General features: G+C 46.3%; 10 protein-coding genes and 1 pseudogene. 4 read left to right on the top strand and 7 right to left on the bottom strand.

All coding sequences use genetic code 11. From position 1 onward, the window contains the following. Positions 1–52 precede the first annotated feature (52 nt). From CWI81_RS00340 to acs, 5 genes are all read right to left on the bottom strand, one after another. Positions 53–3502, bottom strand: coding sequence for a PAS domain-containing hybrid sensor histidine kinase/response regulator (locus tag CWI81_RS00340; RefSeq protein ID WP_126783262.1), 3450 nt, complete (start codon positions 3500–3502; stop codon positions 53–55). Positions 3503–3504: 2 nt separating this feature from the next. Then, the gene (locus CWI81_RS00335) at positions 3505–4137 is read right to left on the bottom strand and encodes a response regulator transcription factor (protein ID WP_126783261.1); all 633 of its coding nucleotides are present in this window, start codon (positions 4135–4137) and stop codon (positions 3505–3507) included. Between the two features lie 84 nt (positions 4138–4221). Further along, a complete protein-coding gene (locus CWI81_RS00330) occupies positions 4222–5430 on the bottom strand; it encodes a type II toxin-antitoxin system HipA family toxin (RefSeq protein WP_126783260.1) in 1209 nt (402 codons plus the stop codon). Continuing rightward, positions 5420–5671: a helix-turn-helix transcriptional regulator gene (locus CWI81_RS00325; RefSeq protein ID WP_126783259.1), complete on the bottom strand. Its 252-nt coding sequence runs from the start codon at positions 5669–5671 to the stop codon at positions 5420–5422. Before CWI81_RS00325 ends, CWI81_RS00330 begins: the two co-directional genes overlap by 11 nt. Positions 5672–5970: 299 nt before the next feature. After that, on the bottom strand, positions 5971–7911 hold the full coding sequence (gene acs, locus CWI81_RS00320) for an acetate--CoA ligase (protein WP_126783258.1): 1941 nt from the start codon (positions 7909–7911) through the stop codon (positions 5971–5973). A 159-nt stretch (positions 7912–8070) separates the two neighbouring features. Here acs and CWI81_RS00315 point away from each other — a divergent pair. From CWI81_RS00315 to CWI81_RS00300, 4 genes and pseudogenes are all read left to right on the top strand, one after another. Continuing rightward, positions 8071–9264, top strand: a pseudogene (locus tag CWI81_RS00315) (DcaP family trimeric outer membrane transporter); the annotation flags it as partial. A 464-nt stretch (positions 9265–9728) separates the two neighbouring features. Continuing rightward, on the top strand, positions 9729–11768 hold the full coding sequence (locus tag CWI81_RS00310; RefSeq protein WP_126783256.1) for a hypothetical protein: 2040 nt from the start codon (positions 9729–9731) through the stop codon (positions 11766–11768). An 11-nt stretch (positions 11769–11779) separates the two neighbouring features. Beyond that, on the top strand, positions 11780–13912 hold the full coding sequence (locus CWI81_RS00305; protein ID WP_126783255.1) for a S8 family serine peptidase: 2133 nt from the start codon (positions 11780–11782) through the stop codon (positions 13910–13912). 67 nt (positions 13913–13979) lie between these two features. Further along, on the top strand, positions 13980–14354 hold the full coding sequence (locus CWI81_RS00300; protein WP_126783254.1) for a hypothetical protein: 375 nt from the start codon (positions 13980–13982) through the stop codon (positions 14352–14354). A gap of 230 nt (positions 14355–14584) precedes the next feature. Here the strand turns inward: CWI81_RS00300 and CWI81_RS00290 are convergent, their stop codons facing one another. Continuing rightward, positions 14585–16096, bottom strand: coding sequence for a Ppx/GppA phosphatase family protein (locus CWI81_RS00290; protein WP_126783253.1), 1512 nt, complete (start codon positions 16094–16096; stop codon positions 14585–14587). Then, on the bottom strand, positions 16089–18146 hold the full coding sequence (ppk1, locus tag CWI81_RS00285) for a polyphosphate kinase 1 (protein ID WP_126783252.1): 2058 nt from the start codon (positions 18144–18146) through the stop codon (positions 16089–16091). The genes CWI81_RS00290 and ppk1 overlap by 8 nt, the downstream gene beginning before the upstream one ends. Between the last annotated feature and the right edge of the window lie 142 nt (positions 18147–18288).

Raw genomic sequence — 18288 nt, 5'->3', positions numbered from 1 at the left:
AAATGTAAAGCCAGTTGTTAACAGAAGGAATTGGACTTTGGTCGTACGACCATCATCGCGAAGAAATATATTTAAGGAGGGCCTTCAAAGAGGCGGGTTTAACCGGCTTCGGCAGAAAGTGAAGCTTGGCCTGGCGTGCCGCTTTTTTCACGTTGTCATCGCGCATGGCGGTCACCAATGCGCCGGGTAGCGATTCGCTTTGCCAGATGGTGCGCAGCTCCTGAACCAATTCAAGCCCATTACCTTCACCCAGCTGATAATCTAATAGCAAGCCATCAACCGCCGGATTGTTAGTTGCGTAATCCACCGCCTGCTGGTAACTCTGACAAGTGATTGCAGAGCAGTCCCACTTTTCCAGCAAAGCACGGACAGCGGCTAAGTTTTCTCTGTCATCGTCAACCACCAGCAAGGTTAGCTCAGCTGTTGGTGTTTCCTCGGCTTTATACTCCGGCTTACTCACCACCTGCGTTGGGTTACCCAGCGGTACCGTTACCGAAAAGCAGGAACCGCGTCCTTCTTCCGATGCAATCTGCAGCTCACAGCCCAGTTGTTCCGACATCCGTTGCGCAACACTCAACCCCAGCCCGACACCTTCAACGTTTTGATTCTGGATGCGGTAAAACGCATCAAACACTTTATTCTGCTGCTGCGCTGCTATCCCCGGACCGGTATCCCAAACCGCAATTTGTAAATAATCACCCCGCCGACGAACGCCCAGCAGCACTTTACCGGCCGGTGTATATTTAATTGCATTCGACAAAAAGTTCTGCACAATACGGCGCAAATACGTCGGATCCGAATACACCGCACGGTCTTTATAATATGCGTTAAATTGCAACTGACGCTGCTCCGCAAGTACCGTATATTCCTCCACCAGCGGACCCAGTATTGAACTGAGCTGAACATGCCGGAATTGCGGTTTCAGCGCGCCCTGGTCCATCTTAGCGATGGACAATAGCGTGGATAAAAGGTGCTCGGTCGAACCGAGTGCGGTGTCCAGTTTACCCACCAAGCCAAGATTGCGTTCCGACAGCTCTTTTTCATCAATCGCTGACAAGTAAAGTCGCGCAGCGTTTAACGGCTGCAAGATATCGTGGCTGGCCAACGCTAAAAATCGGGTCTTCGATGCATTCGCCGCTTCCGCCTCGGCTTTGGCTTTTTTCAGCTGCTCTTCTACTTCTCGCCGACGATCAATCTCGGCCGTCAGCTCCTGGTTGATCTCACGAATCTCCTGAGTGCGCGTGTCGACCCGTTGTTCCAGGTCAATGTTGGCATCTTCCAACGCCTGCTGCGTCTCCACGTGTCCGGTGATATCGGTAAAGCTGGTCACAAAGCCGCCACTGGGCAACGGATTACCCACCATCTCGATCACCCGGCCATCGGCACGGCGCCGAATGAACCGATGCGGCGAGGCCTTTTTCATATAACGTAAGCGCTTACTCACTAACTCTTCAATGTCGCCCGGACCACACTCCCCGCGTTCTGCGTTATAACGAATAAGGGTAGCGATCGGCTGGCCCGGCTTTACCATCCCTTCAGGGTATTCAAACAAGTCCAGGTAACGCTTGTTCCAGGCCACTAATTTAAGCTCCGGATCCACCACGCTGATGCCCTGCGCCAGATTCTCCAGCGAACTAAACAAAATCGACTGCTGCGTCTGCAACGCCTGGGTGGTGTCATCAAAAAAGTGCACTACCTCTTCTAAGTTTAGCCGTTTATCACGCAGCGCCGCCTGGATCAAAGATCGAGCAGTCGCCGAGCCCAGAACCCCCGCAATCGAGCGTTCCACATACCGAATTAAGGCACGGTCGGCCACTTCTTCGGCCCGCAGCGACGCATTCGCATCCGGCGCTTGATAATACGACATCAGCTGTTGCGCGCGTTCCGCCCCTAAAAAGGTTTTCAACAACAGCATCATGTCAGCATTGGTCGCATGATGATTTTTATGCAGGTTATTGTCTGGCAGTTCCGCCCGCGGCTTAACAAAGGCAGTCGCCTGAATACGGTCGACCAGACGCGGCTGCGCGAACAGAGAAAAGGCAATGTACCCAATCACATTCAGGCTTAGTGAAACTACCGTACCGCGAGTGATAATTTCGATATCGGTCGCCGCTGTCGACGAATAGAGAGGCACCAGCACCGCGAATATCCAACCGACCGAGCCCGCTGCTAACCCTGCGTATACGCCGCGCGCATGACCTCTGCGCCAATACAAAGCACCTATTAATGCCGGCAGCAACTGCAATACTAGCGAAAACGCCAGCAAGCCGATGCTGACTAAGTTGGTCCGCGCCGCCCAAAAGTAGTAACACAAAAACGACAATGCCATGGTTACTGCAATCGCCCAACGCCGGAACGATAGCAGCGTTCGGTCGTATTCGCGCCGGCGTTCTTTTAGCGGCAACCGCGACTCACGCTGCAATAAAATCGGCATGATAACGTCGTTAGTGACCATGGTACTTAGCGTCACTGACGCGATAATCACCATCGCCGTTGCCGCTGAAATACCACCAATAAAGATAACCAGTGACAGCCACAGCTGATCGCGAAGTAGCGGCAGTTGCAGAGAGAACGTCGAGCCGTCAGCATTACCCGGAAGAAAGTAAGCACCCGCTACCGCTATCGGCACAATCGCTGCGGCAGTAATGGCCAGATACAATGGAAATCCCCAACGTGCCGTCTGCAAATGTTTTACGTTAACGTTATCCACCACAGCAACATGAAATTGCCGGGGGAGACATAGGATAGCGCCAGCAGCCATTAACGTTTGCACAATAAACTCGAATTCACCAAATGCGGCCAGGCTCCATTGTGGTTCATCTATCGACTGAAATGTCTGCACCAGCTGATAGTCGGCGTCGGAGCTAATCAACTCCCATGCAAAAATGCCGCCGGCAACCAGCGCCGCCAGCTTGATCATCGACTCGACCGCAATCGCCAAAATCATGCCGCTGCGATATTCGGTGACTTCCACATGACGGGTACCAAATAGCATGGCGAATAACGCCATTAGTGCCGCAGCACCCATTTCTTTTAAGGAAAACTCGCTGGTAAAACTATCGCTCTCGGTCAATACCGAAAAGCTCAGGCCGACCGCTTTTAGCTGCAACGCGATATAGGGCACGATGGCGAGCGCGGCAATGGTGGTAACCACCACCGCCAACCGGCGTTTTTTGCCATAACGGGAAGAAATAAAGTCAGCAATTGAGGTAATATTCTGCTGTTTACTGACAGAGACTAGTTTTTCGAGGATTTTGATACCGAACAGGAACAGCAATATCGGCCCTAATAGTATCGGGAAAAATGCCCAACCATCGGTCGCAGCATTGCCGACCGCACCGTAATATGTCCAGGAGGTGCAATAAATCGCCAACGACATGGCATACACAAATGGCCGGTGGCTGAGTTTATTCGCCCAGGAACCCTTTCTATCCCCCCAGCTCGCTACCGTAAACAAAAAAACCACATACAGCAGCGAGGCTAAAACCAGTATCCAGGTCATCGCTACAATTGCAGACGTTCGGCGACGAGTACGGCTTGGGTGCGGCTGTACACGCCGAGTTTACGAAAGATAGCGGTGATATGTGCTTTTACGGTCGCTTCGGTAATGTTCAGTTGATAAGCAATTTGCTTGTTCAACAGCCCTTCGTGCAAAAAGTGCAATACCCGGTATTGCTGCGGAGTGAGCTCTGACACTTTGCGCGCCAGCTCCTGATCTTCGTTAGAAATACCGTCCAGGCGACCGCGAGTTTCCTCCGGCACCCAGGTATCACCCTGTAAAATCGTATCAATCGCTTCAGCAATCTTGGCGGACGACATTGATTTAGGGATAAAACCCAGCGCACCAAAGCCAATACACTTAGCCACTATCGAAGCGTCTTCAGAGCCAGAAATAATTGCCACCGGCAATAACGGATAGTCCTCGCGCACCCGGATCAGGCCATACAGATCGCCGCTGCCCGGCATGTGCAGATCCAGCAGCAACAGATCGACATCGTCGTCCTCATTCAGCGCCGCCAGTGTCGAATCGAGGTCTTCCGCCTCGCGCAGAGTTAACTCATCAAAATGATTTCCCAATGCCCCCTGCAACGCCTCACGAAACAACGGATGGTCGTCCGCAATCAAAAATTTAGCCATAATTATTCTTATACTCAGTTAGTTAGCTATAACCTACCGTAGCTTGCGCCCCCGGCGCAAGCATCGTCGCTCGCCCATGATAATTCATCGATACTTACGCTTTTTCTCGTGCCGATAAACTTTTTTAACGTGTTGCTGGTGCATTACCGCGGAAAGGTGTTTAAGCATCGATTCTTTTAAGCCCGGCATAGCTGCAGCTTCTGCCAGAGCAGACAAGCAATCGTTGAGGTTATCCGCCATCTGGTCAATTAAGTCCGCAGCAACACGCGTCGGAATTCCGGCACTGTAAGCAAATTCAACGAGTTGCTGACGGTTTGGGAAAGAGCGACTTTTACGCATCTTCAGCGCCATACTATTATCGATTTCCGGATAAATTAAGGTATGTGTAACGTCGTAAACCGGACTTAACCGAATGTTGTTAAAATCACTTTCATACACCAGCGAAAAGTTCTTTAAATGAGCATCCCCGTTCCCAATCAAACAATTAAAAGCAATCAGTTTAAACACGTTCTCGACTTGAGATAGTGATCCCGTGTTCAACCTCGTTGCTTTTAAAATATTCTCGTAACTGCCTTTATACTTTTCATCACCACTACGACCTAACAAAGTTGCGAAGTCTTCAATACCGAGTTTTTCACCACTTGGCAACGTATCAAAACGTTCCACAACATAATGCTCAAAATTATCGGACAGCCAAACTTGAGGGACTTCAAATCCGCAGCTTTGTGCGCACTTCATACAGACAAACTCGTTGACCGTAAGTAACGGAAATTCTTCATCATAGGTTTTTACTATGACGTCATTTTGTAAAACCGTCGCACGCGCAACCATAACTTTGGGTTGTACGCCTGACGCCATACCATTCAAATAGAAGCGTTCTAATAGCTGTGGAAATAACGGTTGCGACTCATGCCAGTGAAGAATTTCATCGAGAGCGACACCCTCCGCGTCTGGTAACTCAACTTCCGACGGATAACTTAGGTGACCTACCCCCTTATCTTTCATCAAAGCAAGTAAGTACATGTCATCAACCTGCGCATACCGCAGCAATTTCTCATGAATGTAACGTCTTAAAAAACCTTCCGGTAGGTTTTGTGCAAAAATCGGATGTACCACACCGTGATTATACGGAAGCTCACGATAAGGCATGGTTAATGAGACAGGATAATCCTTATTTGTGTAAAAAAAGCTGGCATGAGCTTCTTTCGATAAAATACCCGCTTCATGCTCACCCACATTAACCCCAACCCGCTTCACACGCTCTGGTAAATATTCACCCAAATCAGTCGTCATCGTAGATATCTCCTAACTGTTCAAATACAGGACGAGACGCTCGCCGGGTCTGCGCACACAGCTCCATGTCCAATAAGTTAAGATAGCGCTCCAATAGCTGAAGTGAGCCTTGATATCGACCATTTTCGATAAGGGAAATTCGTGGACGAGCACATCCGATAAGGTCAGCAACCTTCTGCTGACTTAATCCTCGGCGTTTACGCTCCTGCTGTAGCTGAAGACCTATCTGCTGACGACTCATAATACTTAGTCTATTTTGTATCAATATTTATACAAAATAGCGCTTAACGCCAAAATGTTCAAATATAAATACAAATTAAACGGTGGGGCTTGCGTCTCTGACGCAAGGAATGCAAATGCCGGGCCCGGTGAAGTGGCTGTTAATGTTCGAACAGCCCCTCTTCCAAGAGTGTGTGGCGCCAAGGATGGCGCCACCCAAGCCCCCCAGGGATGGGTTCACGGGCGTCTCTTGGAAGAGGGGTGTCGAACATCAGCCACTTCCCCGCGCCCGGCATCCGCTAAGTCGCGTCAGGACGCGACCTACTTGTTTTTGCGGTTTTCTATCAACGAGTCGACCACCGATGGATCGGCGAGGGTTGAAGTGTCACCCAGATTATCAAATTCATTGGCTGCAATCTTACGCAGAATACGGCGCATGATCTTACCGGAGCGGGTTTTCGGCATACCGGTTGTCCAGTGAATTAGATCCGGGGTGGCAATCGGGCTTAGTTCAGAACGCACCCAGTTACGCACCTCTTTGGTCAACTCATCGGTCACCTCAACCCCTTCCACCGGAGTCACGTAAACATAAATGCCCTGACCTTTTAAGTCGTGCGGATAGCCCACTACTGCAGCTTCTGCCACTGACTTATGCGCAACCAACGCACTTTCGATTTCAGCGGTACCCAGACGATGTCCGGATACGTTAAGCACGTCATCCACCCGGCCGGTGATCCAGTAATAACCGTCGCCATCACGACGCGCGCCGTCACCGGTAAAGTACACGTTCTTATAAACAGAAAAGTAGGTTTGTTCAAAGCGTTCGTGGTCGCCCCACAAGGTACGCATTTGCCCTGGCCAGGAGTCTTCAATAATCAGACCACCTTCGGCTTCGCCTTCCAGCTTGTTACCTTCATTGTCGACCAATGCCGGCTTAACCCCAAAGAACGGACGCGTTGCCGAACCCGGTTTAAGATCCGTAGCACCCGGCAGCGGCGTGATCATAATGCCGCCGGTTTCGGTCTGCCACCAGGTGTCCATAATCGGGCACTTGCCGTTACCAATACGCTGGTGATACCACTCCCAGGCTTCGGGGTTAATTGGCTCACCAACACTGCCCATAATCCGCAGGCTATCACGGTTTGACGTTTTAGCGGCTTCGTCACCTTTTGCCATTAACGCACGAATAGCCGTCGGTGCGGTGTATAAAATGGTGATTTGGTGCTTATCAACGATTTCACCAATACGACCCACACCCGGATAGGTTGGAACCCCTTCAAACATTACCGTGGTCGCACCATTCGCAAAAGGCCCGTAAACGATATAAGAGTGGCCAGTAATCCAGCCCACGTCAGCCGCACACCAATAAATATCATCATCGTGGCAGTCGAAGACATATTCGTGAGTCATCGACGCGAATACCATATAGCCACCGGTGGTATGCACTACACCTTTCGGCTTACCCGTAGACCCCGAGGTGTACAAAATAAACAGTGGATCTTCGGCATTCATTACTTCGGCCTGACAGTCGCTGCTGACATCCGCAATCAACTCGTGCCACCAAACATCGCGGCCATCTGTCCAGTTCACCTCACCTTCGGTCACTTGCGCCACAATCACATGCTCCAGTGTTGGGCATGCATCCCCCTCTAACGCGGCGTCGACATTTTTCTTAAGACCCAGGGTACTGCCACCACGACGGCCTTCGTCGGCAGTAATAATGGCTTTGGCACCACAGTCATTAATTCGGTCAGCAATAGCATTTGGCGAAAAACCGCCGAAAATGACTGAGTGCACGGCACCAATTCGGGCACAGGCCAACATCGCGTAAGCAGCTTCAGGTACCATCGGCATATAAATCGCGACCCGATCGCCCTTACCTATACCTAATTTTTTCAGGCCATTAGCAAAACGGGATACCTCTTTATGTAACTCGCGATAGGTGATGTGTTTATCTACACTAGGGTCGTCGCCTTCCCAGATAATCGCCGTTTTGTCGGCCTTGTCCGCCAGGTGACGGTCAATGCAGTTATAGCAAGCATTCAGGGTGCCGTCTTCAAACCACTTGATATTAACGTTACCCGGTTCGAAGGTTGTATTTTTAACGGTGTTATAAGGAGTGAACCAGGTGATACGCTTACCTTGCTCACGCCAAAATTCGTCAGGGTTATCAACGGATTGTTGGTATAGCTCTAAGTATTTGTCGTTATCCAATTTTGCATTTTGCTTAATGTGGTCCGGCACTTTATATAGTTGCGACATTACCGCTTCCTCCTTATTCGCATGATGCATCTTTTGTACGTAATACAAGGTCTGAAGACTATTAGACCATAGTCTAGATTGCGAAATTTTGAACAATTATCGAGAATTACTAGCGTTACTTTTATACAAAAGCTTCGATAAAAAGAACAAGCTACACAATTAGCTGAACGGGAGAACACCATGGCTAAAGCAAGTATGACGAAAAAATTTACGTTATCGACGGCCGGAGCGGCGGTCCTTGCAGCGATGAGCCTGGGCGCTCAGGCTGCCGAAACAGAATATAATTTTGGCGGGTATGTAAAACTGGATATGTTGTTATCCGATTACGCTGACGGTTCGGCTCCTTCGAGCGCCAACATTGGTCGCCAGCAGTATATCCCCAGCATCACCCCAGTCGGTGGTGAGGGCGATGATTTGACCACCGACTTTCACGCGCGCCAGTCACGCTTCATTTTTACCACCAAAACCGCACTTGATAATGGCGAAACTCTGACGGGCCATATTGAAATGGACTTTCAGTTAACCCCGGACGGTGATGAGCGGATTTCCAACTCTTACAACCCGCGCCTGCGTCACGCCTTTTTCAAATACGGTAACTGGACGTTCGGTCAAACCTGGTCAAACTTTCAGGACCTAAACATTCTCGCGGAGTCCGTCGACTTTATCGGCATTACCGACGGTATCGTGTTTAACCGTCAGGCGCAGATCCGCTATACCTCAGGCGGCTTTAGCTTTTCGGTAGAGAACCCGGAAACGACGGTAACACCGGTCGGTGGAGGTCGCATTGAGTCCAGTGACACCGTGGTGCCGGATATTACCGCTAAGTACACCGGCAAATCCGATAATCTGACATGGCAAGCGTCTGCCTTGCTGCGCCAGCTCACCTACGACGTCAGCCAAACCAATGATGACGAAACTGCCATGGGTTTCGGGGTTAGCTTCGGTGCCAAGTACACCTTTGGTATGGACGATATTCGAGCATCGATTACCACGGGGTCAGGTTTAGGTCGTTATTTAGGGTTGAACACCTGGAACGGTGCCTATGTTGACAGCAACGGTGAACTGGAAGCCATTGATTCAACCGGTATTTCGTTTGCCTATCGTCATTTCTGGACGGAACAGCTACGTTCAAACGTTGTTTATTCGCGCGGCTGGGCAGATAACGACAACGAACTGTTGCAACTGTCAGGGGATATGACCGAATCGACGCAACGTCTGGCGTTCAACCTGATGTATTCTCCGGCATCGAGTCTGACTTTTGGTGCTGAAATATCACAAGCTACGCGCGAAACTGAAGCTGGCATCGACGGCTACCTGAACCGCCTGCAGTTAATGGCGATGTATAAGTTTTAGGCTCGTGCTTCCTGACGCACGGGCCAAAACGGGTACCGTGCGTCAGGGCGCAAGTTTCATCAGGCAATCTCACCAGCCACTTTTTCTACTTTTGCACTACTTTGAGAGCATTGGGGATTGAATTAAGATAAAACCGCCAGCTGAAGTTCCGCCGAGTTTCTGGTTAATTATAGACCTCTGATATGCCTGAACGTTACATGCCATAGGAATTCGACGAACAGTCCGTTGAACGCATTTTTGCGCACCTAAACGCTGTTGGTTTCAAACAATTAACCTTCTATACCCAATAAACCAGCCATGGCTGGCGTTAAACACTAACCCCTCTCGCTTGAACTTTGAGCATCCTCTCAAATCACTCGCTCTGCAACGAATCAACAATAAGCAAACATTTCTCCCTTTATAATATTTACTTAGAAATATCGACATGTAAAATACATGTTACGCATAAAAACGGAGAGTTTGTTATGAAATGTTCCTTAAGTCTGCTTTCAGTTCTATTCAGCCTGGCGTTGGTCTCCTGCGGGGGCGGGGAGTCTGGCCCCAACTCTGGAGGAGAAACCAACGGCGGTTCAGGTGGTGGAGATACCGATACCACACAATATACCGTCACCGCATCAGTTGATGGCGCTGGGGGCAGCATCACCCCAACGAAAACCGAAGTCGATGAAGGAGACCAAGCCACTTTTACATTGTCTTCTGAAAACGATTATCAGATAAAGGCTGTGACTGGCACGTGTGGCGGTTCTTTATCAAATAACACCTACCAAACTAATTCGGTCAGTTCAGATTGTACGGTTATCGCGTCTTTTGAGGAGATAATACGGCCTAAAGTTGTACTTGATGGCAGCGACATCACAAACACTGACTTCGTGATTGAGTTAATAAAAAATGGTGCAAAAAAGTTTAGTTTAAATGATGGAGGAACTGAATCAGAAATTACTGTTACGAGCACCGATGGTATTGAATCGAATTATGAAGAGGGCGTGTTAACTGTTTCGACTTACGATAAGACGGACGACAGTGCGGAAACCATCTCGATAACATCAAAAAATAGATTTTCCACTTATGAAATGGATATTGAAGTTGCACTCATTGAAGGAAGCCTCTGTTTAATCGGTTATTGTGAAGGTCAAGAAAAACAAGAGTTTGAAAAATCGCAGAGTTCATCAGATAGTTATAAAACTGTATCTGCACATTTTCAGGGTGTTCATGATGTTAATATGAAGTTTACTTATGACATTGATGAAAGTTTTGGTGAAATTACAGATTTTTCTGCAAAAGTCTATAATGTTTCAGATGGTAGCTTTGCTGGTGATGCACAAGTTAGTTTTGATGAATATTATAAAACAGTAAAGGTTTTAACAAGAAATGTTAGTCATGAAGATTTGATAAGATTGGCAATGACTGTTGAAAACGCAGATGGTGAGAAGCAAACAAAAAGCTATGATGTTTATATCACAATGCCAGTATTAGGCATGGTGGGAACAAAACCATTTGATAGATCTCATGTTATTAAGCTTGGTGAAACATATACCTACAATTTAGAGTTGATGGATGATTTTTATTATGCCGTAGACGATGTAAATATCGTTATTGATAAGGCTTATGTTGATTCAATGGAATACGATATTGGTTATACTACTGCTGAAAAAGAAATTACCTACGATGGAAATTCTGTAACAATAACAGTGACGGATGAAGGTAATGACTTAACCGAAGATGCTATTTTTAATATTTCTCCTATTGTGGCTGGTGTTGAATTTGATATTGTAGATTCTGATGGAAACGATTTAAATCCTGAATATAATGGTGATTCTTATGAATCATATGGTTATTTTGTATTAACAAGAGCTGATTATGATTATGCTGATCTAGTTCAAGAATATGTTGGTTGGTATGATCAGTTTAAACGTTTTTCAAATGCAGAACTTGAAATTGATAATGTTCTTAACTTTTGGGTAAATGTTTTTGAAGTAAACGGTTATCAAGCTATTATTGAAAGTGGCGAGTTGGAAAGAAAAGTTAAGCGGTTAAATAAGCCTATGATTGATACGACTGTAATGTTAAGAAATGCGCTTTTCTTAGAACCACAAAAAACATATAATACAATGTTTGGTATTGCAAACTGGGGTGGAGAAGAACGTGCCAGAGAAGCATTAGAATATGGCTTTCCTTTCTTTACAGAGCAAGTTTTTGATGGAGAAATTGATGGTGTTCGTCAACCTAATGTATTAGAGGCGGCATTAGAAAAGGTAAACTTAATTAATCAGCATATTGAAACCTATAATGATATTAATGGAACAAGTTATGCCTTGCTAAATACTGACTTAGGCACAGATGCATATATGATTAGAAACACCGTTCAAAGTACAGGAATGTATAGTTTCTTTGTTGGAAATAGTGATTATGGTAGCTATGACGATGAAACCGATAAGTTTATTTTTAATCCAGAATATACTTATCTTCGCGGCAGTCATAACGATAATATGAACGAATATTTCTAGGGGAAACAAAAATGAAAAACAGCAATCTATTTAAAATAACTTTACTATTTTCAGCAATCACACTTTCTATTTCTACTGCCAACGCCAGTAAAATCGATAATGATGAATTTACCAGCCTTCAGTACTTAGATAAGGTTACGACTGATGCCTTTGTTGAAGAAAATAAAAACAAAGAATTTTATGATGTTATTGTTGGTATTGAAGACGATCAGTTGGCGACTGCTTTACTAACAAATGATCGTATGCGTAAAGCATTGGAAGTTGGTGAAAGCTTTATGTATAAAGGTCAGGAATATGTAAAAACAGAACATCTTTTAAATGTTGCTGATCAATTCCGTCAAGATATTAAATCAATGCTTGGTTATGATTTTCATGTTGTCCAAACATTTAATGACATTTATCAGGTTTTAGTAACCACTGACGGTTCGGAAGAAAAAGAAGATGTTTTAAAGAACTTAATTCAGACTGGTAAATTTACCTATGTTCAAGAAAATGAACAAATGCAATTAATGGGTTATGATAATGAGGGTGATAATAAGCCAATGTCTGTTGTTAATCCTTCAATTACAAATGACCGTCATTATGCAGAACAGGTTTACTTTGCTCGTCAAGTAGATGGTTATGAGGGTGCGGCTTCAATTGAGGTGGCAAAGCAGATTCTATCTGATAGAGGTGTTTTTGCTTCTGAAAATAAAGTTAATGTGCATGTTCTTGATGGTGGTATGGTGCCACATGAAGATTTGGACTATGCAGAGGCTGTGGATTTTAAATATAGAAATCATCAGGGTAAAGCAACAGATGATGGTGTCATTTGGGTTAAGAAAGACTTTACCCGTGAAGATGATCAGTATGTCTCTCCTGCTTTTGATTGCTCTGGTTTTAGTAGTGATCCAGAAAGTGAGAATGCAACATCATGGCGTCCAGATCCACCACCAGAAGATGAAGCAGATGAGTGGTATCGTTATGATACAAATAAAGGGTTGTCCTTAAACTCTCTTCATGGTCTTCAAGCAGCTGGTATTATTGCTGCTAAATCAGGTAATGGTGTTGGAATATCTGGTATTATTCCACAAGAAAATGTTAATTTAGTTTCTGCATTGGTTGTTGATAAGTGCAGTGGTGGTTCTGCTGATATTATGAAAGCAGTTTATTGGTCTATTGATAATTTAGAATCACCTTATGCTATTGGTAATTCATCTTATGATGGTTTACCTTATGAAAGAACACAATATCCAGCAGATGTAATTAATATGTCTTTTGGTGGCGGTAATGCTATGTGTTTTAAAAGAAGTAATAATTATTGGACTACGGCTTGGACACAAGTTGTTCAAGATGCTGACGAAAAAGGTACGGTTTTAATTTCATCAGCAGGTAATGAAACAACAACAACTTTTAATGTAAGTCCTGCTGGGTGTGAAAATGTAATGTCTGTTGGTGCTATTTATGAAAACGGTAGACCAACTGGTTTTACAAACTTTGGTGATAGCATTGATGTTATGGCTATGGGTTCAAAAGTTTGGTCAACGAGTGGTGAAGTTGTTGATGCAGGTGAGTTTGATGTTGGTTATGGTCCTGTTAATGGAACATCATTTTCTGGTCCTATTGTTGCAGGTCTAGCAGGGCTGCTGAAGTTGGCGGATGATAACTTAACACCAAAACAAGTTGTTGATCTAATTAAGAATGGTGCTAAACCTCTTGATGTCGGTTTCTCTGGTGGTGAAACAACTTGTGGCTGGCTTGGTTGTGGTGCTGGTGCGGTTAACTTTGAAAACTCTGTTAGAATTTTACTTGATGGTGAAATCTTAGGCGAGCCAAAAGCAACCCATTATTTAGCAGATCACAAGCAAAAAGATGACAGTAACTATATTTCTTTACAGTCAGAGTTTAACCCTAATCTTTGCAGTACTTATAAAGTTTATGGTTCTGTAATGAATGACAAGTACGAAGATCTTGAATATACACTTTATGGTCAGGTAGGTAGTGGTGACTACGAAGTAGTAAAAGTTACCAATAACTCTAACTTCACCTTTAATAAAGAGCACGACAATTATCAATTAAGTGCTTGTAATGCAACAACTGGTAATTGCTCTAGAAATGTTAATGTGGAATTGGATAGTAGTTATTCTCCTGCCGCCTGCGGATAAAAAATGCCAGGTAATACGTTCGTCTCTGGCGGACGTATTTTCCTGTCTTAATCAACAAGGACAAGCAATGCGATTTTCCATCATAACGGCTAGCCTTGTCTTATTAGTTGCTTGTCAGCAGCAACTAAAGGCTCCAAAAGACGATGAAAAAGTGCCCCTGTCCCCCACATTAGGCAATATCCAAAGGCTTATCGGTGAGCCCAAAGCCTTTAGCCTTAGCTCATGCTATTTATTAGAAATTGGCAGAAAAGCCTGCGGCGGACCCGAGCGCTATTTAGTTTACAGCGCAGAAACAGTATCTGATGCATCTGAGTTACACCGACTAGTCAGTGCATACAATCGTTTATCACAGGAGCAAGCAAGTGGAAAATACTCCACCTGCGAATTTATACCTCGCCCAAATGTCGCATTAGTCGATAACGTATGCCGGATCGTTCGATGACTGGGAAGTCCAATTTTAAAATCTTAGTTAAAGTATTTTTCCAGTTACAACGCTACACCGAGTTTATCGACTGGGTCTACTAGGGGAAGCAAGAAACACTCTGGAGCAGCACAAAGCTCACTTATTACCCGACGAAGGTGTTGCCGATTTCAACCGGAAAATCCGTATGTCTCAGTTCACAGCACCATTTTAATCCGCTCGGCTGACGCAACATCCAAAGCCCTGCAGGCCTAAGAAAAAGTAAGCTGATAGCCGAATTTCTCGAACAACCTGGCTTCATCAACTAACTGAGCCGTCAGTACCGGATCAAGTCTGGCGGCTTTAGTTAGCTTTAGGCTAACCTGACTGCCGGTTACGCCAATATCCTTTAATAGCTTACGGTCCTGGCGGTCGCTGTTGATGACCACGGCAAGACGCAGGATAAAAATCAGTTTCATCAACTGGCTTTGTTCAAATAAAACAAATTCAGGGAATTCCTCGAGCCTTATTTTTTTCCGAAAAAACCGAACTAAAGTCGCCAGGAAACGTTGCTCATCGGCATTGAAACCCGGCATGTAGGCGTTAGATAATATATAGTCAGAATGTTTTTGTACGCCGCTGGCACTGATGCTTAACCCAACCTCGTGCAGTTTTGCGGCACCCTCGAGTAACAACTCCATATCGTGCGAATCGATCCCCCAGGCGTTAGCTGCTGCGCTATACAGTTGATAAGCTGTGGCCCATACCCGCTCGGCCTGGGGGGTATCGACCGAGTAACGGTGGGCCAGGCTCGAAATCGTACGTTCCCGTACATCTTTATGGCTCAGCACTTCCTGCGCCAGCTCGTACAAAACACCTTCGCGCAACGCCGCATCATGGGCCAACAATCGCTCAATGCCAAGCTCTTCAAAAATACCGGTCAATACCGCAACACCACCGGCAATTGACTGTCGCCGCTCTTCCGAAACGACCTCGGCGGGAAGGTTATTAACGTTTTTAACAGCGATTAATTCATCACGGCACCGGTACAGATGTTCTAAGGTTAAGCCCCTGGGCTGCTGCCCGGCACGATTAACCACCCACTGATAGATTGCTTTTATGGTTCCTGAGGTGCCAAATACGGTTTTAACCGGATGTTTAACCAGATAGTTAGCCACCGGCTCAACTTGTTGTCGCACGTGCACAACCGCTTTTTCAAAGCGTTTTTGGGTTATCTTGCCGCCATCGAAAAACTGCTCCGAGCAGACCAGGCTGCCAACACTGCGCGAACTCAAAAACTGTGGGTGTTTATCCAGCCCAATAGCAAATTCAGAGCTGCCACCACCAATATCAATGACTAACTGTGCTCCCAGATCAGCACTGGTCTCAGCAACGCCCAGATAAATTAAGCGGGCTTCCTCGCGGCCAGAAATCACTTCGATAGGATAAGGCAATACTTTTGCCGCCGCCTGCAAAAATTGCTTGCGGTTTTTGGCTTTCCGTAAGGTGTGTGTGGCCACCACTTTAACGGCTTCTTTATCAAAACCTTCCAGCCGGGTGGCACACAGTTTAAGAGCCTCGATACCGCGCTCGATAACCGCTTCGCTCAGATAACGGCCGTTTAGGCCCAGCCCCAATTGTACCGGCTGTTTAAATTTTAAAATTGGCTGCAACTGGCCACCAACGCTTCGGGCAACTAGCAAATGGAAACTATTAGAACCCAGATCCAGGGCGGCAAAATGTTTTGTCTCTTGAGCAGATGTTGGCGTTTTCGTGTCAGTCATAAACCCGGCGTTTAAAGTAATTGTAGATAGCAACCTGTGAACGCAGTAGCCGTCGATTGGCTGAGCTTTCCTCTGCACAGCAATAATGGTTGCGTTGTTCCGCATCCACAATACGGGACTTTGCCCTGTCCCGCCATTGCAATTCCATCACTTTTAACAAATCCGCGCGTCCGTCAGTGTCGGTAATCGGCGCTGCCACCTCGACCCGGTGATCTAAGTTTCTGGTCATTAAATCCGCCGACGCGATATAAACTTCCTGCGACCCGGCATGATGAAACAGATAAATTCGGGCATGCTCCAGATACCGGTCAACGATGCTGCGAACTTCAATATTCTCGCTCAAGTTATCAACACCGGCTCGTAACGAGCACATCCCCCGCACCAAGCAACGAACTTTTACACCCGCGCGCGATGCTCGGTACAACTGTACAATCAGGCTGCTGTCTTCCAGATTGTTAACCTTTAAAAAGATTTCCGCCGCTTTACCCGCGTGCGCCTGTTCAATCTCAAATTCGATAAGGTCGATCAGTCTTTGACGCATATTGACCGGCGCAATCATCAGGTGCCTGAAGTGGTGACTGCGGTACGGCTGGTCAAGGTATTGAAAAACATGGTCAACATCGGCACAAAGTTCCGGATTACAGGTAAACAAACTAAAGTCGGTGTAGACCTGCGCTGTCCCTTCGTGAAAATTACCGGTGCCTATTACTGCGTAGCGTCTTTCTCCAATGCCTTCCTGGCGGTGTACCAACATCAGTTTTGAATGAACCTTTAGACCGTGAATGCCAAAGCTCACCCGCACTCCTGCTTCGGTTAATTCCTTTGCCCACTCAATGTTTGCTTCTTCGTCAAAACGTGCCTGTAATTCAACCATCACGGTCACTTGCTTACCATTTTGCACAGCGTTTATGAGTGAACGTATTACCCGCGAGTTAGGCGCAACCCGATAGATACACAACGAAATTCGATTGACCTTAGGATCGTAGGCTGCGTGGCGAACAAACTCGGTAAAGTGAGAAAATCGATGATAAGGATAATACAATAAAATATCGCTGGACCGAATCGTGTCAAACACGTTGTCCTGCCGCAAAAACTTTGGATGCTCTATCGCCGGCTGGCGGGCATGCTCAAGTGACGCTGCACCAAAATTCGGAAATTTGGCAAAATCCCGTGTATTCCGGTAGCGACCGCCGGCCACCAGCGAATCAAACGGATTTAATTGCAATTTGTCACATAAAAAGGCCAGCATTTCGTCGGGCATATCCCGGTCATACACCAGCCGCACCGGGTCCGCTTTGATACGTTGTTTTAAGCCCTCTTCCATCCGCTCTAACACGCTTTGTTCGATGTCGTCGGACGGCCGATACTCAGCATCTCGGGTCATTTTAAACGAGAATGCCCGTAGCTTGTTAAAAGGTACAATACCGCGAAATAAGGCCTCTAAATTAAGCTGCAGAACGTCATCTAAAAACAATAACTTATGTCGTTTAGAAGCACTGTCTCCGGGAAGTTTTATAAATCGTTCCAGCGAGTCTGACGGAACTTCAATAAGCGCATAACTACGCCCTTTGGAATGATCAATTTCGACACATAAATAGTTTTCATCTTCGCGCACCACATTAGCCAGGTTAGTTTTTTCGCTGATTAACACCGGCACAATGAAGCGACGCACTTTCTCGACAAAAAATTGATTTAAACGTTGGCGTTCATCATCGCTCAGCAGGCCCGTTTCCATCAACAAAATGTTGTGTTCAGCCAATGCGATTAACACCGCTTGTAGCACTTCATCAAATTGCTGCTGTAACTGCACCACCTTTTGTTGCAGTTCAGACATCAGCAGCTCTTGCTGTTTGCGTTCGGGCTGCTGTTGACTAAAAAATATGCGGCGTTTGACTTCCGCCACCCGAACCTGAAAAAACTCGTCCATGTTACTCGAAAAAATACCCAAAAAGCGCATTCGCTCGATTACCGGAACGGCATCATCAGCAGCTTCCTGAAGCACCCGCTCGTTAAACGACAACCAACTGAGCTCTTTATTGAAAAACTTCATACTCACACAACAATAACGGTCGATTCGTGAGTACAGGGTAGCTTATTGATGGGGCAAAAATATGAAGGAAATGTGACAAGGGATTGAAGGTTTGGGCTTACTCCGTTCGCGGGATGGGCTCGCGGTGCTCGCGGGGTGGCGT

The organism is Idiomarina seosinensis (genome assembly GCF_003987275.1).
Classification (GTDB): Bacteria; Pseudomonadota; Gammaproteobacteria; order Enterobacterales; family Alteromonadaceae; genus Idiomarina; species Idiomarina seosinensis.
The sequence above is the reverse complement of the archived record's forward strand: the minus strand, read 5'-3'. Positions and strand labels throughout refer to the sequence as shown.

Excerpts from the sequence above, each read along its gene's own strand:
- CWI81_RS00340 (WP_126783262.1), bottom strand. The coding sequence starts at position 3,502 with ATGACCTGGATACTGGTTTTAGCCTCGCTGCTGTATGTGGTTTTTTTG.
- CWI81_RS00335 (WP_126783261.1), bottom strand. The coding sequence starts at position 4,137 with ATGGCTAAATTTTTGATTGCGGACGACCATCCGTTGTTTCGTGAGGCG.
- CWI81_RS00330 (WP_126783260.1), bottom strand. The coding sequence starts at position 5,430 with ATGACGACTGATTTGGGTGAATATTTACCAGAGCGTGTGAAGCGGGTT.
- CWI81_RS00325 (WP_126783259.1), bottom strand. The coding sequence starts at position 5,671 with ATGAGTCGTCAGCAGATAGGTCTTCAGCTACAGCAGGAGCGTAAACGC.
- acs (WP_126783258.1), bottom strand. The coding sequence starts at position 7,911 with ATGTCGCAACTATATAAAGTGCCGGACCACATTAAGCAAAATGCAAAA.
- CWI81_RS00310 (WP_126783256.1), top strand. The coding sequence starts at position 9,729 with ATGAAATGTTCCTTAAGTCTGCTTTCAGTTCTATTCAGCCTGGCGTTG.
- CWI81_RS00305 (WP_126783255.1), top strand. The coding sequence starts at position 11,780 with ATGAAAAACAGCAATCTATTTAAAATAACTTTACTATTTTCAGCAATC.
- CWI81_RS00300 (WP_126783254.1), top strand. The coding sequence starts at position 13,980 with ATGCGATTTTCCATCATAACGGCTAGCCTTGTCTTATTAGTTGCTTGT.
- CWI81_RS00290 (WP_126783253.1), bottom strand. The coding sequence starts at position 16,096 with ATGACTGACACGAAAACGCCAACATCTGCTCAAGAGACAAAACATTTT.
- ppk1 (WP_126783252.1), bottom strand. The coding sequence starts at position 18,146 with ATGAAGTTTTTCAATAAAGAGCTCAGTTGGTTGTCGTTTAACGAGCGG.